The organism is Desulfobacula sp., assembly GCF_030611305.1.
In the GTDB taxonomy this organism is placed as follows: Bacteria; Desulfobacterota; Desulfobacteria; order Desulfobacterales; family Desulfobacteraceae; genus Desulfobacula.
In genome coordinates this window covers 1-21875 of record NZ_JAUWQB010000060.1, presented here as the reverse complement: position 1 = coordinate 21875, position 21875 = coordinate 1, and the positions used below count along the sequence as shown (strand labels likewise).

Here is a 21875-nt window from a genome sequence, read left to right as displayed (position 1 = left end):
TCTCTCATAGGTTCTTCCTCTCTTCTCCCTTTGGAGCTTTCCCGGGGAAGAACCTTTATCACATTTTTTCCACGCCGGAACGGTAAAACCTTTTAGGGTCGCTCGGGCATAGCCCGAGGTTTAATTTAAAACAATTAAATATTTTACTGCAAAGGTAAGTGGTATATTTGATCCTCGCCAACCTATCCGACAAAAAACTTATATTCGTGCACTACAAAAATATATTCCCGAAATTGAAATTTATTATGGTCATTTTATGACCCATATAGTCAACGCTCCGGAAGCACCGCTAACCAACCCACCAACCTTTAAAACAATTATTAAAACTGAGGAAAAGGGGTCGGATGTTAATTTGGCGGTACATCTAATAAATGATTATTGGCAAAACAAATACAAATGTGCTGTAGTTATTTCCAATGATAGTGATCTTGCAGAGCCATTAAAATTAATAAAAAAAAGAAACGATAAGATTGTAGGTGTGATTTGTCCCATTGCTAAAGGTCATCCATCAAGAGAATTAAATAAATACGCCAATTTTACCAAAAAAATTCGGCAAGGCGTATTAAAATCATCTCAGCTTCCAGATCCAATTCCAGGCACTACAATTTCAAAACCATCCAAATGGTAATTCAATTTATCTTAAAAATTTGCTACCATATTAATAAAAACTAATAAAAAAGATAATTATTCGAAACAGTTCAGTTATTTATTTGGCTGGGTTTTTTTATTGGTTGGAGATAGGGTTGGAAATCAAATTTCTGAAAAACAAAAAAGGGCCTTGAAAAACTTCCAAGACCCTTGAATTTCTTTGGTAGCGGGGGAAGGATTTGAACCAACGACCTTCGGGTTATGAGCCCGACGAGCTACCAGACTGCTCCACCCCGCATCAACGAAGGGCAATATATAGAATTGTCTTGTTTCTGTCAAGCTTTTTTAACAGCTTTCTTAAAGTTTGTCAGAACATATGTCTGCCAGAGCCTGCTTAAGTTCATCAATGGAAGCAGTTGCAGTACCCACCTTTGCAACTACGATACCTGCTGCCGCATTGGCAATTGAAGCGCTCTCTTTAAATGTCGCACCGATGGCAAGCCCGAGACCTAAAAGAGAAATCACCGTATCTCCGGCACCGGAAACATCAAATACCTGCCGGGCTCTGGATTCAATGGTATAAGGTTTCTTCCCCTTTTCGAACAACGCCATGCCGTCTTTACCGCAAGTAATTAAAAGTCGGGCCAGCTTAACCCGGTCCATGATTTTCTGCCCGGCGGCAAAGAGGTCCTTCTCTGATTTGATATCCATATTTGCGGCAAGACTTGCCTCTTTTCTATTTGGCGTGAGTGTGGAGACTTGTTCATATTTGGAAAAATTCAGAGACTTGGGGTCGGCCATAGTCAGGACGTTATGTTTCCTGGCCAGTTTGACTATCTGTTGGATCAGCTCTCTGGTGATCAGGCCTTTATCATAATCCGAAAGAATCAGCAGGTCTGCATCAGCAATTTTGATCTCAATTATTTTAATAAGTTTTTCAAGGGTGTCGGCATTGATATCTTTTCTTATTTCCTTGTCAATTCTCAAGACCTGCTGGCTAGATGCAATCACCCTTGTTTTTCGGGTTGTCGGCCTTTGGGGTTCACTGATGATCCCGTCTGTCTCAATGCCCAGATCTTCAAGCTTTTCAAATATCATTTGACCGGCTTTGCCCGTCCCGGCTGTGCCGATGGCAATTACTTCCGCCCCCATGGCAACCAGGTTATGGATGACATTTCCGGCACCCCCGAGAGCATGGCTTTCTTCTTCCACACAAACCACTGGAACCGGCGCCTCGGGCGAAATCCGATCCACACTGCCCCACAGATACTCATCAATCATCAGGTCACCGATGACAAGGGCTTTTACATTTTTAAAATCATCAATATTAATCATTCTGTATCCAACAATGTGCCTATCATGGTTTTAAGTTCCCGGTAGTTTTTTGTCACTGGAATATCAGGGAAATCTGTAATCACCGAATCCGGCGGGTTAAAGAAAAATCCTTGACTTGCTTCCTGGATCATCTTGATATCATTATAGGAATCTCCAAAAGCAATCACATGATAATTCAGTCCTTTTAAGGCCTTAACCGCCTCTTTTTTCTGATCATCAATCCTAAGGTTGTAATCGGTTATATTACCCTCTTTGTCAATGGTCAGGTTATGGCATAAGAGTACGGGATAATTCAACTTTGCCATCAAAGGCTTTGCAAACTCTTCAAAGGTGTCCGACAGCAAAATAATCTGTGACTCTTCCCTGATCCAGTTTAAAGCATCCAGAGCTCCTTCGAGCGGGTCCAAAGTGGCAATCACATCTCTAATATCCTGGATTTTTAAATTATTCTCCTTTAATATCGCAAGCCGCCGGGTCATTAACACATCATAATCACTGATATCCCGGGTGGTCAGCTTAAGTTCTTCAATTCCGGTTTTCTTTGCAACATTAATCCATATTTCAGGCAAAAATACGCCTTCCAGATCTGCAACCAATATTTTCATTCCTCACTCTACTCCTCAACTATTTCTTCTATTCTAATCACAACAGGTCTACCGACAACTGAATCTGTTTTTGAAATTTCCTTTAAGGCATGTTGTACCCATGCTTCCTTGGCCATATGGGTGATCATTACAACCGGCACTTTTCCATTGCTTTTCCGGCCTTTTTGATGGACCGATTTAATACTGATATTGTTTTCCCCGAGAATCCCGGAGATTTTAGCCAGCACACCCGGATGATCCTGGGCTTCAAACCTGAGATAATATTTTGTATAAAGCTCCTCCATGGGAAGAATCGGAATGGATTTGATATTATCTTCGGGATATCCCAAAATAGGTACCCTTCGTTTGGTGCCTGAAATAATATTTCGTGCAATATCTGCGATATCACTTAAAACAGCACTTGCCGTCGGCATCATACCGGCACCATGGCCGTACAATATGGTTTGCCCGGTGGCATCAGCCTCAATGGCAATAGCGTTCATGGATTTGTCAACATGGGACAAGGGGTTTGAGCTGGATATCATTGTGGGATGCACCCTTGCTTCCACATAGCCCTCATGGATTTTCCCAATGGCCAGAAGCTTTATGGTGTATCCGAATTCCTTTGCAAACTCAATATCCTTCGGTGTAATATTGCGGATACCTTCCACATAAATATCTTTCAAATTAATCTCCATGCCGTGGGCAAGGGAATTTAAAATAGCAAGCTTATGGGCTGTATCAAATCCGTCTACGTCCAGAGAAGGCTCAGTTTCAGCATACCCCAGTTCCTGGGCCTGCCTTAAAGCTTCTTCAAAGTCAGACCCATCCTTGGAAATTTTTGTAAGAATATAATTGCAGGTTCCGTTCAAGATCGCTGACATGGATTTGATATCATTGGCCACAAGGGACTCTCTCAAAAATTTAATAATCGGCATGCAGCCGCCGACACTTGCTTCAAAGGCCAGATCCACCTGATTTTTTCTGGCTGCCTTGACAAGATCATTTCCAAAGCCTGCCAGAAGGGCCTTGTTGGCTGTTACCACATGTTTTTTGTTTTCAAGGGATTTTAAAATAAACTCTCTTGAAATGGTCTCTCCCCCAATGGTTTCCACAATAATATCGATTGCGGGATCATCAATGATCATGTTTGCATCAGAAACCAGGGTGGTTGTTCCAAGATCAACACCCCTGGTTGTGGTCGTATCAATATCAGCAATAGTCTTAAGGTTTAAAACAGCACCGATTCTGGATTCCAGCAATTGTTTTTTTAGTTTTAACAATCTTGCCACACCAGCACCGACAATACCATACCCTAAAATTCCGATATTGATTGTTTTCATTCCCTTTGGAGTCTCCAATAATAATTTTCGTTTAAAATTAAATGTAGATACAATATTCAAATGATGATGTCAAAAAACTTTTGACTTTTAAGTGCATTATGTTTATCATTGCAACGTTCTAGAAATCTTAATCAATGTAATCAAAAAAGGTAAACTTATATGAACAACTCCTTAACTTATGCAGATTCGGGTGTTGATATAGACAAAGCAAATAAACTCGTTGATCGAATTAAAGATATCGCAAAATCCACTCCACGATCAGGTGTGATGGGTGAGATCGGCGGTTTTGGAGGTCTTTTTTCACTGAATCTTTCCAATGTATCCAATCCGGTTCTAGTCAGTTCAACCGATGGGGTTGGAACCAAACTTAAAATCGCCTTTATGATGGACAAACATGATACCATTGGTATTGATCTTGTGGCCATGTGTGTTAACGATATTGTTGTTCAGGGCGCAAAACCTTTGTTTTTCCTTGATTATCTGGCCATGGGGGTTCTTAACAATGATGTGGCTGAAAAAATTATTTTAGGAATTGCAAAAGGATGTAATGAAGCCGGATGTGCTTTGATCGGTGGAGAAACTGCAGAAATGCCGGGGATGTATCACGACGGGGAATACGACCTTTCAGGATTCTCTGTGGGTATGGTGGACAATGATAAGATCATAGATGGTTCATATATCAAAAACGGCCATAAACTCATTGGCCTTGCATCAAGCGGTGTGCACAGCAATGGTTTTTCTCTTGTCAGAAAAATCTTCTTTGATAAATGCAATTATAATGTAGATACCAAACTCAATGAACTTGACACCACCCTTGGAGAAGAACTTTTAAAACCAACAACCATTTATGTCCCGACTATTTTAAGCCTTTTGAGAGATCTGCCCATTCACGGCCTTGTACATATCACCGGAGGCGGCATTGATGAAAATATCATCAGGGTAATCCCTGAAGCCTGCAAAGCCCTTGTTTACAAGGACGTCTGGGAAATCCCGCCTGTATTCAAGATACTTCAAAAAGAGGGTTCTGTCTCGGATTTCGAGATGCAAAGAACGTTTAACAATGGCATTGGTATGGTGATTGTTGTACCTGACGTATCTGCCCAGGAAGTCATGGACAGGCTCGCGGCAATGGATGGAAAAGCATATCTCATCGGTAAGATTGAATCCAGGGAGAATAATGAAACACAGACCCAATGGATTTAGGCCTGACGGATCTTATCATTAGTGTATCATGATAGTCCTTGGAATTGAATCATCCTGTGATGAAACCGCAGCCGCAATTGTTCAGGATGGCAAAAACATCCTTTCTTCGGTAATCGCCTCCCAGGTCGATGTTCATAACAAATATGGTGGTGTTGTACCGGAACTGGCGTCTCGAATGCACATTGAAGCCATTGTGCCGGTGGTGGATGAGGCCATAAACAAAGCAAATATCAAACTTCAGGATATTGATGCTGTTGCAGCAACAAGGGGCCCCGGTCTGATCGGTGCCCTTCTGGTAGGATTTTGTTTTGCCAAATCATTTGCCTGGGCAAGACATATTCCCCTGGCCGGCGTCAATCACCTGGAAGCGCATATCTATTCGTTATTTCTGATGGACAAAAAACCGGCTTTCCCCTTTATTGCTCTGGTGGTATCCGGAGGGCACACGAATATTTATCATGTTACATCGTATGACCATTTTGAACTTTTAGGACAGACAAGGGATGATGCTGCCGGAGAAGCCTTTGACAAAGTGGCAAAAATGATGGGGCTGGGCTATCCTGGCGGGCCGATAATTGAAATCCTTGCAAAGACAAAAGATCCCGGCGCTATTTCGTTTCCCAGGACAATGCTTGAAAAAGGCAGCTTTGACTTCAGTTTCAGTGGTCTTAAATCTTCAGTGGCCCGGTATATCCATAATAATAAAGTATCTTCCGAGGATGAAAAGGCACAGGTTGCCGCCTCATTTCAGGAAGCTGTCATTGACGTGCTTTCACAAAAACTGATTAATGCGGCTCAGTATAAAAAATGTAATCATATCGGTATTACAGGCGGTGTGTCTGCCAACAAAACCTTTGCGGACAAATTATCCCGGAAAGCAAAAAGCAAAAAGATCGATATCTTTGCCCCTTCTGTTGACCTTTGCGGTGACAATGCTGCCATGGTTGCAGCAAGAGGATACACCATGATTCAACAGGGTAATACATGCCTCCTTGACCATGATGTGTTTTCAAGAACAAGAATAGATTAAATCCGGGTTCTGTAAATATTTTTTCTTAATCCTTAATATTCTTTCAACCGATTTTTCGCCCATTCCATAAAGAGTTTCATCCTCATTGAGCAGGCTTATGATTTCATGTGAAGCTTTATCAATATCAGGTCCCTTATGGCAGATCAAAGCCATATCAATTCCTGACTTCAAAACCTGCCGGATACAGGTTTTCATATCATGCTGAATGGCTTTCATGTCCAGATCATCGGTCATCACAAGTCCGTCATACCCCATTTGAGACCGCAGCAGCCCGTTGCCAATAAAGGGTGACAAACTTGCCTGCCACAGGCTGTCAAGCTGTGGATATGAGATATGAGACAGCATTATCCCTGAAACACCTTCATTTTTCGCAGCCACAAACGGAATCATGTCTGATTGCCTGAGGGTCTCAAGATCAATATCAAGAACCGGAAGGCGAAAATGGGAATCTTTAAGGGTTCTGCCAATACCCGGAAAATGCTTGGCCACAGCCATAATACCGTTTTCCTGCAAGGTATGAATCACTTCCATGCCAAGGGTTGAAACTTGTTCCGCACCCCCTTTAAACACCCGATCTTTCATGATGCTGTCCACCCCTTCAGGCACAATATCCAGAACCGGGGCAAAATTCATGTTGATCCCGACCTGCTTGAGCTCATCCGCTGTGATAGAGGCAAAATTCCTTGCATCCTGAACAGATTCAATAAAGGGATTCCCCCTGAACACTGTAAAAGGCTCCTTAAATCTTGCAACCGTCCCGCCTTCCTGGTCTACTGCGATGAACAGGGGCGGAATACCGCATAACCTTGCATAGTCCTGGCAGGCTTCACAAAGGGAGGTCACCTGTTCCGGTGTTTCAATATTTCTTTTAAACAATATAATGCCGCAGGCTTTAATATCACCGATGATATGTTTTAAATCCTCGTTCAATTCAATGCCGTCAAATCCCAGCATCAATCGCTGTCCGGCCATCACTTTTTGATTTATTATGCCTCTATCCATCTTATTTCCTTGACGAACCCCTGTCTTAAATATTAGAAGGTATTTTTTTAAACATAATATTTGGATACCATGAAATCTATCACTTTTAAATCAGATTTTATATTAATGTTTGTTGCCATCATCTGGGGTCTGGCCTTTGTTGCACAAAGAATCGGGATGGATCATATCGGGCCGTTCACCTTCAATGGTCTTCGTTTTGTATTGGGATGCCTCTCCTTACTGCCTATTGTCTTTTTAACACGAAACAAAACATCCGGCAAAAGTAATGGCGGGCTTATAAAATCAGGGACCATTTCAGGTATCGTCCTCTTTTTCGGCATCTCATTCCAGCAGGTTGGACTTGTCTACACAACAGCCGGTAAAGCCGGGTTTATCACAGGACTTTATGTTGTCATTGTTCCCATTTTAAACCTTTTCCTCAAACAGGACAAAACCACTCTCGGAACATGGCTCGGTGCGATCATGGCCACCATTGGCATGTTTTTTTTAAGCGTAACCAAAGACTTGACAATGAACTTCGGGGATCTTCTGGTTCTCTGTTCAGCCATTTGCTTTGCTTTTCATCTGATCATTATCGGAAAAATTTCCAACCAGTTTAACACGGCACAGCTTTCACTGGTCCAATGCGTGATTTGCGCAACTTTAAGCCTGCTGGTGGCAGCCGTATTTGAAACCTTTATTCTCGCAGATATTCTAAGCGTTTCCATTCCTTTACTTTATGGCGGTGTAATGTCTGTGGGGGTGGCGTATTCACTCCAGATTTACGGACAGAAAAACAGTCCCGCTCCCCATGCTGCGATTATCTTAAGCCTTGAATCAGTTGTTGCAGCCATTGGCGGATGGATCATTTTAAATGAAATTCTTTCAGGGTCTGCCATTTTCGGGTGCGGTCTAATGCTGGCAGGCATGCTGACATCACAATTGTATTCAAGAAAACCCGGGCACACTCTCTAAAAAAATTCTTATCCCTTAAGTTTATTTAATGCATCCTTAAGTTGCGAAGTGACGTCTTCGGACAATTGCCCGGCCTTTTCTAAATTTCCTGCAACCCCGGCAAGTCCCGCCTCTTTTGCCCTCCCGGCCCAGATAAGAAACGTATCCTTGTGACTTTCATTGTGATCAATCCAATGGGTAAACAATTTATCAAGCTTTTGTTCAAAGGTCAGCTCATGGGAATGATCGTGGCTGTGGGAATGACTGTGGCCATGAGAATGATCGTGACTGTGGTCGTGGCCGTGGTCGTGGTGATGTGTCATAATATTACTCCATTTAATTTTAACTTCATGGACTTGATTGATACTCCTGTTATGCATATTTTGGCAAGAGTTTTTTATTGTAAAATAAGCCGGGTATTGGTATTGAAATATAAAAACCAATGGAGGTATGAATAAACATGAAAAAATCCCTTTTCCATTTGATGATATTTGTTATAATAATTTTTTTGTTTCCACAGCTTACTTTTGCTAAAACCGGCTGGGTTTCGGATATGCTGCTATTAACCTTCAGACAGGGACCCGGCACCTCTTATGCTGTAACAAAAACCTTAACAAGCAATACTCCAGTCTTAATTCTGGAGGAAAAAAACGAATTCTATAAAGTTGAGCTCCAATCTAAGGAAATCGGCTGGGTAAATAAAAAATTTATCAGTTTTGAACTGCCGAAACCCTTTATTATCGATCAATTAAAACAGAAAAATAAAGACCTTGAAGCATCTTTAAAAACAGCCCTGAATGCAAAAAAAAGAAAGCAGACTCCTTTGATCGAACAATCCAAAAATATCCAGAAGATTGTTAAAGAAAACAAGGTGCTTCAGGAAAAAAACTCGACGCTTTCCAGGGAGCTTGAGATCCTGAAAAAAAATAATAAAGGCTTTTTAAAAATCGACATGATCAAATGGTTTCTGGCCGGGGTCGGTGTTTTGCTGCTGGGATGGATTATAGGGCACAACATATCTTCAAAGAAACGACGATCCGGTTCTCTGCTGGGCTAATCATATTTTTAAACTTTAAATGTTTTTGGATATGATACTATATCACCGGCTACCTTTTGAATTTGCTGTTTTATAGATAATACTTTCTTTTTTTGATCTTTTTTTTCAGAGTGCTTTAAAGAAAAAAGTCGCTCAGTCTCTTCTTTGAAAGAATGATACCGGTTGAACTGCTCATCTATCTTTTCTTTAAAATCCCTTGTGGCCGCGTCAATCAAAGGTAAAAAATAATTTGTTCTCAAATCTACAGGGTATTGTTCAAATTGACTTTTTATGACCTTCTGGTTTTCCTTTTTGAGCTTCACAGCTATTTTTTCCAAAGCGGGAGAAAATGAAAACACGGCTTTTCTGCTAAATAACGAGGAAAATATTTGCGACACTGTCTGCAGGAAAAAACCGGTGATTATACCGGCCTTGATTCCGGGTGTGTATTGGGCCTCAAATATCAGGGCCGGCAATTGAAGATCCAGTATTTTTTTTAGTTTGTCAATATCCACGGCAGCAATAAAACCGCTTTGCTGGTGTGTCAATTTTGACACATCTTCAAATTGTGAATACTGATCGACTTTTAACAAATCAATCTGATATGACTCAAACAAAGACTGGAAATAGGACGTGATTCTTTCTTCCTGGGTTTGAACAAATCTTTTTAACCGGGGATTAACATCTTCAATAACATATAACTCAAGCCTGCGTTTAAAATCCTGAAACATTAAGTATAAAATCTGGTTAAATCCTGATTCCTTTGCCACGGATCTGTATTGTTCAACATCATAGTAGCTCGTTCTAATATACGCCTGGGTCTTTTTTAAGATGCCTTTTTCGTCCTGAACAAAAACTTTCCTGATATTGGAGTCTATTTCATCTTTTAACCCGCTGACAGCTTCTTTAATGGAATTTGACACGATGGCTTCTAAACGGGATGCAGTTTGATCCAGCTTACTTAAATTCTCTATGGCCGTTTCTTCCTTTAATTTGTCAGAAGACAGCAAATCAAGGAAAATATCTGCCCGTCGATCCAATTGTCCGATGATAATGCCAAGCCGCTTCAAATGATTTGAAATCAAAAGCTCATACCGGTTTTTATCAATCACCTGTTTAAAGAAAAAATTGAATTCATCTGTTTTCAACTCACAGTATTGAAGCATTTTCTTTTCTTCCTGCCAGAGTTTTAACCGGCTTAAATCCTTTTGGGTTAATTTTGATTCAAGTTTTAAAAAAAGGGTGTAAAGCGAAGATAAAGAAAATACTCTGGGCTGTATCTCTAAAAATTCAAGGTTCTCTCGAATACTGGTTTCTATTTTAATCAGATCATCAAGATTTTCATGCTCGGTTAAATCACAATTATTAATAAAAAGAATATTATCAAGCAGACCTAAATTTTTAATCTGTTTTAAAAACACAATATCTGACTGCCTTAACCCGGTTCGAGAGCTGATGCAATATACAATCAGGTTTGATGATTCAAGATAGGTTAAAATTTGACCCAGCGAAGCAGGATCGGTTGAATCCGCTCCCTGGCAGTCGGCAATCTCAATATTGGGGGCAATCATTTTCCCGAACACATTAAGGCAGACATCCTTGATATAGAAAGCAATATTCGGATCAGACGTATAGGTCTTGTGCCGGTCAAATTCTTTTGATTCAAAACGAATCAGGGTTTCATCAGCCTGAACCAGGTCCTTACAGGTGTCAAACCCTTGAAGTGCGTGCCTGATCAAAAGAGTTTCTGGTCTGATACCGTCTTTTGTGACGGGAAAGTCACAGGTTAACGTCTGGTATGCTTTTTTTAAATATTCCCTGTCTTTTTTGCGCCTGATATCAATATCACCGGGGCTATAATCAGAGCCGTCATCGGGAAATAACAACAGGGCTTTTTGTAATTGTGAATTAATGTCTCCCCATGATTTAAAATAAAGACTGGCCTGATTTTTTTTCCCTTTTTGAATTCTTGTGGTAATCGAGGTGATAACCCCTGCCCCCCTCTTCACCAATTCCTTTCCGACCAGAGAATTGACAAAGGTACTTTTGCCTGACTTTATGACCCCGACAACAGCTATTTTCAGACGTCCGGAACGGATATGGCGTGGCATCCTGCGGCAAATTTTCTGATACTCATTAAATGAGCTGTCACTCATTTGCGGGACTTCTTCAACCCGTTGAAGAATTGTTAAGGTATCATCAATTATTTTTTCAATGGAATTTATTGGGGAAACCACTATATCATCATCATCGCTTTTTCATATTTCAATTCAGTATCGGTCGAAAAAAGAATTTCTTCGGAGATTGGGCAGGTCAGCCAGGCTGAATCACTCAATTCATTATCCAGCTGAAACGATCCCCATCCCGCACATCCGAGCACAACCATAAAGGATCGGGGGCCTTTTTGAAGCGCAATAGCTTCGAGGATATCTCTTGAATTACTCAAGGCCAGCCAGTCTGCAACCTTCAGAGTGTCCTTCCAGACAAAGGGCGGGCCGTGAAGGACAAACACCCCGCTGGGCTGGACCGGACCGCCAAGATAAATCTCAAGTGCATCAACACTCTTGTCACATTTGATATTCAAATCATCAAACAATTCTCTTCCGGTTAAAAGCGGATGCACTTTATTCACAATAAAGCCAAGAGCGCCTGTTTCATTATGTTCACACATGCAGGTCACGGTCTGGGCAAAATTGGGATCGGGAAGTCCGGGTATGGCAAGTAGAAATTGTCCTTTCATATTCTGGGAGATGTCATCCGTCATAAACCCGCTCCGTAATTAATCCTGACATTACAAGTATAGTGTACATATATTTATCGAAAGAGTAGTTTTAAATATTTTTGTCTGATTTGCAATACTTTTTGTCATTTTTTCTCCCATAAACGTCATCAAACCTGACAATATCATCCTCACCCAGGTATGAACCGGACTGGACTTCTATCAGCTCCAGAGGAATCTGGCCGGGGTTTTCCAGCCTGTGCATCGTTCCCAGGGGGATATAGGTGGATTCGTCTTCTTTCAGCAGCATCTCTTTGTCTCCCTTGGTGATGATTGCTGAACCCGAAACCACTGTCCAGTGTTCTGCGCGGTGAAAATGCTTCTGCAAGGAAAGCTTTGCTCCGGGTTTTACGGTTATTCTTTTCACCTGAAATCTGGGTTCAACATCTATGGTTTCATAACTGCCCCAGGGTCTGTAAACCTTGCGATGGGTTACAGATTCATCCCTGTTTTGATCCCTTAACTGCCTGACAATTTTTTTAACATCCTGAACCCGGTCCCTTGGAGAAACCAGAACAGCATCCTTTGTTTCCACGATAACAAATTTCTCAACGCCGACAGCAGCAATCAGTCTGCTTTCAGAATTAATATAGGATTCTTTAACATCGTGGGTCAGGACATCTCCCTTTATGACATTCAGCTTTTCATCCTTTTGACCGGTCTGCCACAAGGCATCAAATGATCCTAAATCATTCCACCCGGCATCAAAGGGAATCATGATTCCTTTTGATGTTTTTTCCATTATTGCATAATCAATTGAATCAGAGGGAATATTTTTAAACCCTTCAAGGTTCAGCCTGAAAAAATCAAGATCCTGTCTGCCTTTTGCTATCACTTCCCTACAAGGTGCTGCAATATCAGGGGCATGGGTCTCAAGCTCCTTTATAATCGCAGAAGCCCGGAACATGAAGATTCCTGAATTCCAGCAATATGACCCGGACTCAAATAATTTCTGGGCGGTATCCAGATCTGGTTTTTCAACAAATTTTTCTATTTTAGAGGCCCCTGTATCCTTTTCTATTAATTCGCCTTTTTTTATATATCCATATCCGGTTTCAGGAGACCTTGGAATAATCCCGAATGTTACCAGACTGTCGTTTTGGGCATATTTAAGGCCCGCCTGTATGGCGGCATGAAAATCAATAACCTTTTCAATTACGTGATCCGCCGGCAGCACCAGAAGGATGGGGTCTTTTTTGTTTTCCATTGCCTTTAATGCGGCAAGGGCGATGGCAGGAGCCGTATTTCTCCCCACAGGTTCCAGGATAATTGCATGGGGATCAACCTTGATCTTTCTTAATTGTTCAGCCGTCATAAACCTGTGTTCTTCGTTGCATACGACAATGGGCGGCCCTATGCTTTCTATTCCTTCCAGCCTTAATATTGTATTTTGCAGCAGGGTATGTTCATTATAGATGTCAATCAGCTGTTTGGGATAAAGCTGCCTTGATAACGGCCAGAGTCTTGTTCCTGACCCGCCTGCAAGAATTACCGGAACAATCATAATTTCTCCTGTATTGAAGGCTTTTGGGCCGTGAACACATTAATTATTAAATCGTGATTGACAGGATAAGAATCAATCACCTTGAGATGAAACCCTGCATCTGTCAGCCAGGTCTTTATTTTTTCTTTTTCAAATCCAAGCCATGATCCGCCGATGATCTCTTTTATTTCTTCTTTGTCATGTTTTTCAAAGTCCGACAGGATAAACAGACCTCCCGGCTTGAGCACCCTGTAAACTTCAGAAACCGGCAGTTCAGGCTGCGAAATATGATGTAACACCATATTCATTATGGCTGTATCAATTTCCTGATTTTTCATTGGAAGATGTTCAAGCTCACCCAGTCTTAACTCTGCGTTGCCTGTTCCAGACAGTCTTAACCTTGCCTGCTCCAGCATCTCAGGCGAATAGTCAATACCGATAAGCTTGTGGGATGTTTCTTCGGACAATACTTCAATCAATTCTCCTGTTCCGCAGCCCAGATCTGAAATATTTCCAGAAAAAGATACTTTTTCTTTAATTACGAAATTCAGATTAAAATCGCCCAGCACTTCCTTTTTCAATCGATCCCACTGGGGGGCAACGGTTTTAAAGAATCGTTTTGTTCTGTTTTGACGGATTTTGATCATTTCCCGGGATTTTTCCAGATCCTTCCCGGCAATTTCCTCTTTTTCAAGACTTTGATCAACCAGAGAGATAAACGTCTTTGCTGTATTATTTTCAGCAGCAGAATAGTAGATAAAGCTTCCGTCTCTTCGGGAGGTTAACAATCCGGATTCCATAAGAATTTTCAAATGCCTTGAAACACCCGACTGTATCATGTCCACAACCAGGACAATTTCATTGACATTAAGCTCATAGTGCTGCAATACATATAACAGTCGAAGACGGGTCTTATCAGAAAGCGCCTTAAAGCATTTAATCAGTTCCATCTCATATTTTATTTTACTGTCAGAACAGGGCAGTGGGCATCAAGGATAACAATTTGTACCGTCGATCCAAAAATCAGCTTCCCCACTTTTGAACGGCTCCGGACACCCATAATAATTTCGTCAACATTCTTTTCTCCGGCAAACTTTACAATATCTTCCCCTGCTTCAAAACCACGAACCAGCAAATGGGTTTTACTTTTAATCCCATAATCATCAAAATATGCCTTTGCCTGTTCAAGATTTTTTTCAGCATCAACAACGTCCTGCATTTCTGACTTCTCACCACCGACCATAGACGTTACAATCAGAATTTCACCTTCAAAGGCTTTTGCATGTTTAACTGCGACATCCATCAAATCCTTGCCCGCATCAGTTCCTTTATATCCTACCAGAATTTTCATTGCTGACACACCTCGTTCAAATTTCTCTTAATTCAAATTTTCCTTAATTCTTTATCAAAGGGAACAATATCTTTACCGATCAATATTCGAATATTTGTTTTCAACTTTTTTGATTCAATGAATTTTCCGGCAATTTCAAAACCGGGAATCTCCTGACTCAATTTCAATGCCTCATCATAATATCCGCGGGTATAATAAATTCTTGTGGACGGATAATTAAAATGCCTGGCATTTGAAGGGGTAACAACACTAAGTCCTTTTTGTTTAAAATAATTACCGACTCTTCTGGCCATACGATAAATTCCGTTACCATTCAACACTTCAATCTTTAAATTTTTATGTAAAGCGGTATATTGTACCGGTTCTGACTGAAAGACGTCTACAGGATAAGTTTCAACAATGGTTAATGCAGGTCTCCCGCCTTTATCCAGAATAGTGGCGGCCAAAGCTTCAGCTTCTGCCCTGGTTTGATATTTTCCAAACCGCACCCTGTAATAAGGTTTGTCCTTTTCTATTTTTGTCATATAAGGACTGTCATACCCTATTTTCCGGGCTTTTTTCAAAGTCAGGACTGCTTTATTCATATCATAATAAACACCCAGCTGTACGGCATAATAATTGTCTTCAATCTTTTTATTTCCCGTTACCTTTTCAATGATTTCAGTCAACGTTTCCCGGGTAATTTGATCTTTCCCGACCATGGGATGTGAATCCTGTTTTTCTATCCTGCGTGAATCAGCAGTCATAGAAATGTTATCCCCTGATTTTGCCCGGACCAGAGCCAGGTTGTTTTGATAAATTTTATTATGTGCATTAATTGCAATTGCCTTTTCAAAAGCATTTGCCGCCGCCTCTAAATCGCCTTTAAGTAAATTTGAATACCCGATATTATTATACACATAATCCAGGTCCGGATTTATCTTCAGGGCCGCACTATAGGCATCTATTGCGGAATCATGTTGCTTTAAGTTGTCATAGGAAACCCCAAGGGCATTATAGGCATTGTAAAAGCCGGGATCTATTTTCAAGGCTTTTAAAAATTCTTCCACTGCAATTTCATGGCGATTCAGTTTCTGGAAATGTCTTGCAAGTTTGTACTGACTGTCAGCCTCGCCATTAACAGTTTTTACACTGGCCATGAATTCTTTTAAATCTTTTTCATCTAATTGCCCGGCTGTTTTTATGGTGTCCGAACCTGGTAGAAAAGAAAACCAGTTTTTCATGGTAGAACAGCCCGAGAAAATAAAAAGACAGAAAAAAACAAACAAACATCCCGTTAATAATTTTGATATTTGATTTTTAATGATCATCTTTTTCTCCTTTATAATTGATTATTCTTTTTGCTTTAACCTGCATTTTTTAAGGTTTTCATTTGCCAGCACATAAAACTGGGGGCTGAGTTCAATTGCTTTTTTAAAGCATTCTGCTGCTTTATCAATCTTCTCATTATTTAAATACCCCACACCAATATTATTATAGGCAACCGCTTCAGAGCCGCCCTTTTTAAACGCTTCAAATGCTTTGTCATACAGCTCCAGCTTCACCAGTACCCGACCCAGGTTATTATATACCCTGTTGTTGATATATTTTAATCTCAAGGCCTGGTAGAATGAATCAACCGCCTCTTTATACCTGCCGGACATATAAAATGAAACACCCAGATTATTATGTATAAACCCGGCATCCGGCTTAATGGTAAGAGCGGTTTTATATTCTTTGACAGCCTGGTCATATTCTCCCGCAAGATCATGCAGGTTGCCTAAATAACCATATGACCGCCACAAAAGAGGATCCAGAGCAATGGCTTTCTCAAAATTCACTTTTGCAACATGATACAATTTATTTTTAAAATTGGTCCTTGCCAGCCCTTCACGGGCAGGCGCAAAGTCAGGTTTTTTCTGCAGGATCAATTGAAATATTTTCTGGGCTTCATCATTTCTGCCGCCCCCCAGCAGGGCAAGTCCTTTTTTATATTCTACCCGTAAATTTTCCTTATCTTTTTTTAAAGAATTTTCATACTGTATGAACGCCATGAAATACTTGCCGTTTGAAAGCATGGCATCCCCCAGTTTTTCATATTCATCCGCATCAATCTCAATCTCAGTCTCAGGGGGCCTGGGTTTTTCAATTGAAACTGATGGTTCTTTGTACCGAACCTGGGAGGAATTCCCATATTTCGCCCCGCACCCGGCCAGAAAAAAACAAATCAGGCCCAATATTAACAAAAGGGTATGTCTTCTTTTAAACATCATCACATCTTCGAGAACATATGAAAAATATTTATGGCGGCAGGGCCCAGTATGACAACAAAAAGAACCGGGAAAATAAACACCAGCAACGGAAATAAGATAGAAACCGGAAGTTTGGCAGCCTTTTCTTCTGCCCGCTGAAATCTCTGCGTTCGAAAAGACTCGGAAAACACTTTTAACGCGACAGCCACGCTGGTTCCGAATTTATCTGTTTGAATGATTAATGTTGCAAGACTTTTTGTTTCTGAAAGCCCTGTTCGCATGGCAAAATTATTCAGTGCAGCTTTTCTTTGTTTTCCCGCCCTCAGTTCAAGGTTCAGTAAATTCAACTCGCCGCTGAGATCAGGATAACTCAGGTTTAACTCATCTCCTACTCTTTTTATTGCACTGTCAAGCCCCATCCCGGCTTCCACACAGACAACCAGCAGATCCATGCAGTCCGGCAGGGCTTTTAACACCCTTTCCTTTCTTTTGTCGGTGATCTGTTTCAGCCAGATATCGGGTAAATAAAAAGCCAGCAAACTTCCCAGTACGACAATCCCTGCCGTATAATAAGTTGTAAGCGTTATATAGACTGTCATTCTCAACAGGGTAAACCCAACCAAAAACAAAAAAGGAAATAATATTTTAGCGCCCCAGAATGCAGTTTCAATATTTTTTTGATACAGCCCTGCTCTTAAAAATTTCCCCCTGACAACATCCAGGTCATCGACTTTCTTACCAATGAATATTGTATTCACAGAACTAAAAAAAGAGGACAATAGCTTTGAGCCCCGGCCACTGGTATCTTTTTTAGCTATCAGTGTTTCAGACTGATCGTCATACTCGCCTTCATATTGATCATATCCTGATTGTTGTATTTTTTTGATCAACTTCTTTTTTTCATTCCGAATATTGACGAACCGGATGATACCCCAGACAAACAGAAAAATAAGAAAAAAAGCAATAGGAAAGATAATGATTAAAAGATTTTCGTTTAAAAACAGCATATAATGAACTCCCGGGGGTTATACTTCGATTTTAACCATTTGTCTCATCACCAGCATTCCAATGACTAAAAAAACACCGGCCCCGACCAGCATTATCTTTCCTATAGGGTCAGTAAAAAGAGGGCTTAAAAAAGCAGGGTTTGAAATTTGAAGCCACAGCCCGATTGCAAAGGGCATCGCGCAGAGAATGATAGCTGACAGCCGGCCTTCTGCTGTCAGGGTCCTGACGTTTCCTTCAAATTTAAACCGCTCCCGAATGATATGGGCAAGGCTTTCAATCAGTTCGGCAAGATTTCCACCTGTTTCTCTTTGTATAATGACAGCAATAACAAAATATTTTGCTTCGCTGCAGTCCATCCGTTGTGCAAGGCCTTTTAACGCTTCAGGCACACCTACACCAAAATTAATCTCATCTATTGTTTCGGCAAATTCCGTCCCCAGCGGGTCTGCAAATTCATCAGCGGCAAGTTTCAGACTGCTGGTAAAAGAATGTCCTGCTCTCAGGGCCCTTGCAATCAGATCAAGTGCTTCATGCAGCTGGCTTTGAAATTTTGAAATCCTGTTTTTTTTTAGATTCAGAAGATAAATATAGGGAAGAACCATTAGACCCAAACCGATTAAAATAGACAGCCATATATTATTTAAAAAATATTGGCCTGCCAGCACGCCGCACGCTCCCAGAACAGCCGCCAGAAGCAGAAAAAACCCCAATGAATATTTTGTATTAGAATGCATGACCAGGGTATCGAATCTAATGGCACCGGGCAGTGAAGCCAATATCCTGTTGAAGAAAGGGACGGTACTGAATTCTCTGTTTTTCAGGATATCGCCCATATCATTTTCAACAAATGTATATTTCTGAAGTCTTTTTTTTATTTTTGCCCGCTGGGTAGAAACTAAATTTCGGTAGGCAAAAAGAGCCGTCTCTATAATGGCAACCGTTACAATAAAAATCACAATACCGATAATCATGAAATCCATATAGTTCTTCCTTTCCGGCTATACCTCAACCTTAAATGATGGATCAAACTGTTCGTTGCTCACTCTTATCCCGGCGATTTTAAATTTTTCAAGAAACTTGGGCCGGATACCATTAAACTGAAATCTCCCCCGGACATTTCCTTCAGAGTCTACTCTTGTCTGTTTAAAATGAAAAACTTCCTGGGTCGTGATGACATTTCCTTCCATACCCGTGATCTCCTGTAGACTGATGAGTTTTCTTTTTCCGTCCACCTGCCTTGCGACCTGGATAACAATATGAATGGCGGAACTGATAAACCGTCTTAAAAATTCATTGGGTATATCAAAATTGGCCATGGAGATCATGGTTTCAAGTCTTATTAATGCATCCCGCGGGCTGTTGGCATGAATCGTGGTTATGGACCCGTCATGCCCGGTATTCATTGCCTGGAGCATATCAAAAGCTTCAGCGCCGCGAACCTCGCCGATAATGATTCTGGAAGGTCGCATTCGAAGACTGTTCACAACCAGATCCCGCTGCAGGATTTCTCCTTTTCCCTCAATATTTGCCGGCCGGGTTTCCATCCTTACAAGATGCCTTTGTTTTAACTGAAGTTCAGCCGCATCTTCAATGGTTACAATTCTCTCATCTTCAGGTATAAACCTGGAAAGCACATTTAAAAACGTGGTCTTACCGCTGCCGGTCCCACCGGAAATCAATATATTAAGCTTTGCTTTTACCAGCCCCATTAAAATATCCCGAAGCTCCGGCACCAATGTTTGATTTTCAATCAGATCCTCAAGTTCAAGCGGTATCACTGCAAACCGCCGGATAGACATCATGGGGCCGTCCAGAGCAATCGGCGGGATCACTACATTTACCCTTGATCCGTCAGCAAGCCTGGCATCAACCATGGGAGTGGATTCATCAATTCTTCTTCCGACAAGTGATACAATTTTATCAATAATCTTCATCAGATGTTCATTATCTTTAAATCTGACATCTGTGGGTTCCAGTTTACCAAAACGTTCGACATAAATCTGGTTGTAAGCATTGACAAGGATATCCGAGATAGTGGGATCTTTTAAAAAAGGTTCTAAAGGACCCAGACCCAGCACTTCATCCACAATCTCAGAAATAATGGTTTCTCTTTCCTTAAAATTAAGCGGCATCACATTTGCCTGGTCAAGCAGTATCTTTTCAGTCAAATGCCTGATCTGCTTGTCCAGTTGTATCTGATCAACAGATTCAATCAAGGAAAGATCAATAATATCCAGCAGCCGTTCATGGATTTTGGACTTAAACTCAAAATATTCATCCGGCAGATATTTATCTAAAATAGGGCGGGTTTCCGATCCTGAAAAATTGTTTTTCACTCAATACTCCTTAAACCTAATCTAATTTCTGAATTTACCCTAAAACCATTTCCACTTTTTTTCTTCTTTTTTTTCATGGGGCAGCAGTTTTCCAACATAGTCATTAAAACACTCAGCGATTTTTGATCTCGGGGAGATCTGGCTGAGTGGTTTACCGGAATTTATTGCAGACATTGTCGTTACATAATCATTGGGAACAACCCATGATATTTTTTTGCCAACGCCCTCTTGTGCATTGGCCAGTGTAACCATACCTGTTTTAAGATACCGGTTCAACACAATATTGATTTTTCCTTTATTGATGGAACCGAAATCCATAAATGATTTAATAAGCCTGTTTGCGTTTGACAGGCAGGGAAGACTTTGAATCGTAACGATTTGAATCAGTTCGGATCGTTGCAGGATTTTTAATGCTGTCTCATTCAAAGACTGCCCCAGATCAACAATGATATAATCATATCGGTCTATCATTAAATCAAGCAGAACATCCATTGCCGAAGGAGGCGGCACAGGCTGATTATCCAGATACCGGGGGGAGGGCAATACATGAACACCTGATGAATGCTCGGAAAGAATATTTGACAGAAAAAAATCATCCAGCCGGTCCATGTTTTTTATAATATCCCCCCAATGATATTTTGGAGATATATTCAGCAGCATGGGTATTTCACCAAACAGAATGTTCATATCCAATAATGCCACAGAAAGCTCTTTTCTTGCCAAAGCCATTGTAACAGCAAGATTTACAGCGATTGTGGTGGTCCCGACACCCCCTTTGCTGCCAACCACACTGATAATTTCACCTGAGGTTTCAGAAGTTTCTCTTTTTCTCTTTTTCTGCCGTTCTAAAAATCGAAGGATCGAATCGTTAACCACCTTAGGGTTCAGAGGCAAGGTCAAAAACTCATTCACCCCCATGCGGATGGCTTTAATCAAAACCTGGGGGTCTGAATTACCCGACAGTAGAAAAACTTCTGTATCTTCTGTATTTTTGATATAAGATCGAATTCGATCCAGATCTGATTCTGATTCCAGTTCAAAAACAGTCAGATCGGCTTCCTGCTGATCTAATTCAGCAATAATGTCAATCGTTTTAAATTCCTGAACTGCCTGTTTGAATTCATCTTCAAGAATTACATTATTCAGTGCTAATTTGATTAAAAATGGTTTCATTTAAATTGCTTCTATATTTGGGTTATTTTTATTATTTTAGTTATCATTATTGTACCAGATCTGGGATAATTGCCAAAAGATTTCCAATATCCCCTCCTCCTCCTTGGCCAGTAATTGCTGTTGTGTCACATGGAACGCAAACTTTAATTGTGCCATCTGGATTAACCTCAAGAATTTGTATTGTAGCATATCCAACTATTGATAAAGTTTTGTTTGGGGCATCGCAGGTATCGCCATCATCATAAATTGGTACCGTAGCTGTCCAGACTGAGTTTGCTAATGGGTCTAGGGATCCACCTGATACATCAGGATCACAAGTTTCTATTGTCTCTCCTGGAACACCATCACCATCTCTGAATCTAAAAAAATCAAAAAGCGTTATAATCGGTGCTGGAAGATTTAAATTACCACTGCTGATACCCTCAGTCTCTTGAGGTGTCTCCCACCCCCTTCCATCATC

At 40.9% G+C, this 21875-nt stretch carries 22 protein-coding genes and 1 tRNA gene; 5 read left to right on the top strand and 18 right to left on the bottom strand.

Annotated elements, in window-relative coordinates; translation table 11 throughout:
• Positions 1-256: 256 nt before the first annotated feature.
• On the top strand, positions 257-628 hold the full coding sequence (locus tag QAI40_RS11900; protein ID WP_299982326.1) for an NYN domain-containing protein: 372 nt from the start codon (positions 257-259) through the stop codon (positions 626-628).
• Between the two features lie 181 nt (positions 629-809).
• Here QAI40_RS11900 and QAI40_RS11895 read toward each other — a convergent pair.
• From QAI40_RS11895 to QAI40_RS11880, 4 genes are all read right to left on the bottom strand, one after another.
• Positions 810-886, bottom strand: a tRNA-Met gene (locus QAI40_RS11895).
• Positions 887-945: 59 nt separating this feature from the next.
• Positions 946-1923, bottom strand: a complete 978-nt coding sequence (rfaE1, locus tag QAI40_RS11890) for a D-glycero-beta-D-manno-heptose-7-phosphate kinase (protein WP_299982329.1) — start codon at positions 1921-1923, stop codon at positions 946-948.
• Positions 1920-2528: a bifunctional phosphoserine phosphatase/homoserine phosphotransferase ThrH gene (gene thrH / locus QAI40_RS11885; protein ID WP_299982332.1), complete on the bottom strand. Its 609-nt coding sequence runs from the start codon at positions 2526-2528 to the stop codon at positions 1920-1922. Before thrH ends, rfaE1 begins: the two co-directional genes overlap by 4 nt.
• An 8-nt stretch (positions 2529-2536) precedes the next feature.
• The gene (locus tag QAI40_RS11880; RefSeq protein WP_299982335.1) at positions 2537-3850 is read right to left on the bottom strand and encodes a homoserine dehydrogenase; all 1314 of its coding nucleotides are present in this window, start codon (positions 3848-3850) and stop codon (positions 2537-2539) included.
• A 159-nt stretch (positions 3851-4009) separates the two neighbouring features.
• Here QAI40_RS11880 and purM point away from each other — a divergent pair, with 159 nt between their 5' ends.
• Positions 4010-5053, top strand: a complete 1044-nt coding sequence (gene purM / locus QAI40_RS11875) for a phosphoribosylformylglycinamidine cyclo-ligase (RefSeq protein WP_299982338.1) — start codon at positions 4010-4012, stop codon at positions 5051-5053.
• Between the two features lie 28 nt (positions 5054-5081).
• Positions 5082-6083, top strand: coding sequence for a tRNA (adenosine(37)-N6)-threonylcarbamoyltransferase complex transferase subunit TsaD (gene tsaD / locus QAI40_RS11870; protein ID WP_299982341.1), 1002 nt, complete (start codon positions 5082-5084; stop codon positions 6081-6083).
• Here tsaD and nagZ read toward each other — a convergent pair.
• A complete protein-coding gene (gene nagZ / locus QAI40_RS11865; RefSeq protein ID WP_304511645.1) occupies positions 6063-7085 on the bottom strand; it encodes a beta-N-acetylhexosaminidase in 1023 nt (340 codons plus the stop codon). The two genes, tsaD and nagZ, sit on opposite strands and share 21 nt — an antisense overlap.
• A 69-nt stretch (positions 7086-7154) precedes the next feature.
• Between nagZ and QAI40_RS11860 the strand changes: the two genes are divergently transcribed.
• Positions 7155-8039, top strand: coding sequence for a DMT family transporter (locus tag QAI40_RS11860; RefSeq protein WP_299982346.1), 885 nt, complete (start codon positions 7155-7157; stop codon positions 8037-8039).
• A gap of 8 nt (positions 8040-8047) precedes the next feature.
• Here QAI40_RS11860 and QAI40_RS11855 read toward each other — a convergent pair whose 3' ends face one another.
• The gene (locus tag QAI40_RS11855; protein ID WP_299982349.1) at positions 8048-8341 is read right to left on the bottom strand and encodes a hypothetical protein; all 294 of its coding nucleotides are present in this window, start codon (positions 8339-8341) and stop codon (positions 8048-8050) included.
• A gap of 137 nt (positions 8342-8478) precedes the next feature.
• Here QAI40_RS11855 and QAI40_RS11850 point away from each other — a divergent pair, with 137 nt between their 5' ends.
• Positions 8479-9075: a TIGR04211 family SH3 domain-containing protein gene (locus QAI40_RS11850; RefSeq protein ID WP_299982352.1), complete on the top strand. Its 597-nt coding sequence runs from the start codon at positions 8479-8481 to the stop codon at positions 9073-9075.
• An 8-nt stretch (positions 9076-9083) separates the two neighbouring features.
• Here the strand turns inward: QAI40_RS11850 and QAI40_RS11845 are convergent, their stop codons facing one another.
• The 12 genes from QAI40_RS11845 to QAI40_RS11790 form a co-directional block, all read right to left on the bottom strand.
• Positions 9084-11291: a dynamin family protein gene (locus tag QAI40_RS11845; protein WP_299982355.1), complete on the bottom strand. Its 2208-nt coding sequence runs from the start codon at positions 11289-11291 to the stop codon at positions 9084-9086.
• Positions 11291-11818 (bottom strand): YqgE/AlgH family protein, encoded by a 528-nt coding sequence (locus QAI40_RS11840; protein WP_299982357.1) that lies wholly within the window; start codon positions 11816-11818, stop codon positions 11291-11293. Before QAI40_RS11840 ends, QAI40_RS11845 begins: the two co-directional genes overlap by 1 nt.
• A 67-nt stretch (positions 11819-11885) precedes the next feature.
• Positions 11886-13337: a mannose-1-phosphate guanylyltransferase/mannose-6-phosphate isomerase gene (locus QAI40_RS11835; protein ID WP_299982360.1), complete on the bottom strand. Its 1452-nt coding sequence runs from the start codon at positions 13335-13337 to the stop codon at positions 11886-11888.
• Positions 13334-14266, bottom strand: coding sequence for an ArsR/SmtB family transcription factor (locus QAI40_RS11830; protein WP_299982363.1), 933 nt, complete (start codon positions 14264-14266; stop codon positions 13334-13336). The genes QAI40_RS11835 and QAI40_RS11830 overlap by 4 nt, the downstream gene beginning before the upstream one ends.
• A gap of 8 nt (positions 14267-14274) precedes the next feature.
• Positions 14275-14667: a universal stress protein gene (locus QAI40_RS11825; RefSeq protein ID WP_299982366.1), complete on the bottom strand. Its 393-nt coding sequence runs from the start codon at positions 14665-14667 to the stop codon at positions 14275-14277.
• Positions 14668-14699: 32 nt separating this feature from the next.
• Positions 14700-15977: a tetratricopeptide repeat protein gene (locus tag QAI40_RS11820; RefSeq protein ID WP_299982369.1), complete on the bottom strand. Its 1278-nt coding sequence runs from the start codon at positions 15975-15977 to the stop codon at positions 14700-14702.
• A 21-nt stretch (positions 15978-15998) separates the two neighbouring features.
• A complete protein-coding gene (locus tag QAI40_RS11815) occupies positions 15999-16919 on the bottom strand; it encodes a tetratricopeptide repeat protein (RefSeq protein WP_299982372.1) in 921 nt (306 codons plus the stop codon).
• Positions 16919-17905: a type II secretion system F family protein gene (locus QAI40_RS11810; protein ID WP_299982375.1), complete on the bottom strand. Its 987-nt coding sequence runs from the start codon at positions 17903-17905 to the stop codon at positions 16919-16921. Before QAI40_RS11810 ends, QAI40_RS11815 begins: the two co-directional genes overlap by 1 nt.
• Positions 17906-17923: 18 nt before the next feature.
• On the bottom strand, positions 17924-18886 hold the full coding sequence (locus QAI40_RS11805; protein ID WP_299982377.1) for a type II secretion system F family protein: 963 nt from the start codon (positions 18884-18886) through the stop codon (positions 17924-17926).
• A gap of 18 nt (positions 18887-18904) precedes the next feature.
• Entirely contained in the window at positions 18905-20242 is a 1338-nt protein-coding gene (locus QAI40_RS11800; protein WP_299982383.1) for a CpaF family protein, read from the bottom strand.
• 39 nt (positions 20243-20281) lie between these two features.
• Complete coding sequence (locus tag QAI40_RS11795) at positions 20282-21415, bottom strand: P-loop NTPase (RefSeq protein ID WP_299982386.1); 1134 nt, start codon at positions 21413-21415, stop codon at positions 20282-20284.
• A gap of 46 nt (positions 21416-21461) precedes the next feature.
• A partial coding sequence (locus QAI40_RS11790) for a hypothetical protein (protein ID WP_304511644.1) occupies positions 21462-21875 on the bottom strand: 414 nt, incomplete at its 5' end.

Excerpts from the sequence above, each read along its gene's own strand:
- thrH (WP_299982332.1), bottom strand. The coding sequence starts at position 2,528 with ATGAAAATATTGGTTGCAGATCTGGAAGGCGTATTTTTGCCTGAAATA.
- QAI40_RS11830 (WP_299982363.1), bottom strand. The coding sequence starts at position 14,266 with ATGGAACTGATTAAATGCTTTAAGGCGCTTTCTGATAAGACCCGTCTT.
- purM (WP_299982338.1), top strand. The coding sequence starts at position 4,010 with ATGAACAACTCCTTAACTTATGCAGATTCGGGTGTTGATATAGACAAA.
- QAI40_RS11820 (WP_299982369.1), bottom strand. The coding sequence starts at position 15,977 with ATGATCATTAAAAATCAAATATCAAAATTATTAACGGGATGTTTGTTT.
- QAI40_RS11900 (WP_299982326.1), top strand. The coding sequence starts at position 257 with ATGACCCATATAGTCAACGCTCCGGAAGCACCGCTAACCAACCCACCA.
- rfaE1 (WP_299982329.1), bottom strand. The coding sequence starts at position 1,923 with ATGATTAATATTGATGATTTTAAAAATGTAAAAGCCCTTGTCATCGGT.
- QAI40_RS11855 (WP_299982349.1), bottom strand. The coding sequence starts at position 8,341 with ATGACACATCACCACGACCACGGCCACGACCACAGTCACGATCATTCT.
- QAI40_RS11850 (WP_299982352.1), top strand. The coding sequence starts at position 8,479 with ATGAAAAAATCCCTTTTCCATTTGATGATATTTGTTATAATAATTTTT.
- QAI40_RS11815 (WP_299982372.1), bottom strand. The coding sequence starts at position 16,919 with ATGATGTTTAAAAGAAGACATACCCTTTTGTTAATATTGGGCCTGATT.
- tsaD (WP_299982341.1), top strand. The coding sequence starts at position 5,082 with ATGATAGTCCTTGGAATTGAATCATCCTGTGATGAAACCGCAGCCGCA.
- QAI40_RS11825 (WP_299982366.1), bottom strand. The coding sequence starts at position 14,667 with ATGAAAATTCTGGTAGGATATAAAGGAACTGATGCGGGCAAGGATTTG.
- QAI40_RS11795 (WP_299982386.1), bottom strand. The coding sequence starts at position 21,415 with ATGAAACCATTTTTAATCAAATTAGCACTGAATAATGTAATTCTTGAA.
- QAI40_RS11860 (WP_299982346.1), top strand. The coding sequence starts at position 7,155 with ATGAAATCTATCACTTTTAAATCAGATTTTATATTAATGTTTGTTGCC.
- QAI40_RS11810 (WP_299982375.1), bottom strand. The coding sequence starts at position 17,905 with ATGCTGTTTTTAAACGAAAATCTTTTAATCATTATCTTTCCTATTGCT.
- QAI40_RS11805 (WP_299982377.1), bottom strand. The coding sequence starts at position 18,886 with ATGGATTTCATGATTATCGGTATTGTGATTTTTATTGTAACGGTTGCC.
- QAI40_RS11835 (WP_299982360.1), bottom strand. The coding sequence starts at position 13,337 with ATGATTGTTCCGGTAATTCTTGCAGGCGGGTCAGGAACAAGACTCTGG.
- QAI40_RS11840 (WP_299982357.1), bottom strand. The coding sequence starts at position 11,818 with ATGACGGATGACATCTCCCAGAATATGAAAGGACAATTTCTACTTGCC.
- QAI40_RS11880 (WP_299982335.1), bottom strand. The coding sequence starts at position 3,850 with ATGAAAACAATCAATATCGGAATTTTAGGGTATGGTATTGTCGGTGCT.
- nagZ (WP_304511645.1), bottom strand. The coding sequence starts at position 7,085 with ATGGATAGAGGCATAATAAATCAAAAAGTGATGGCCGGACAGCGATTG.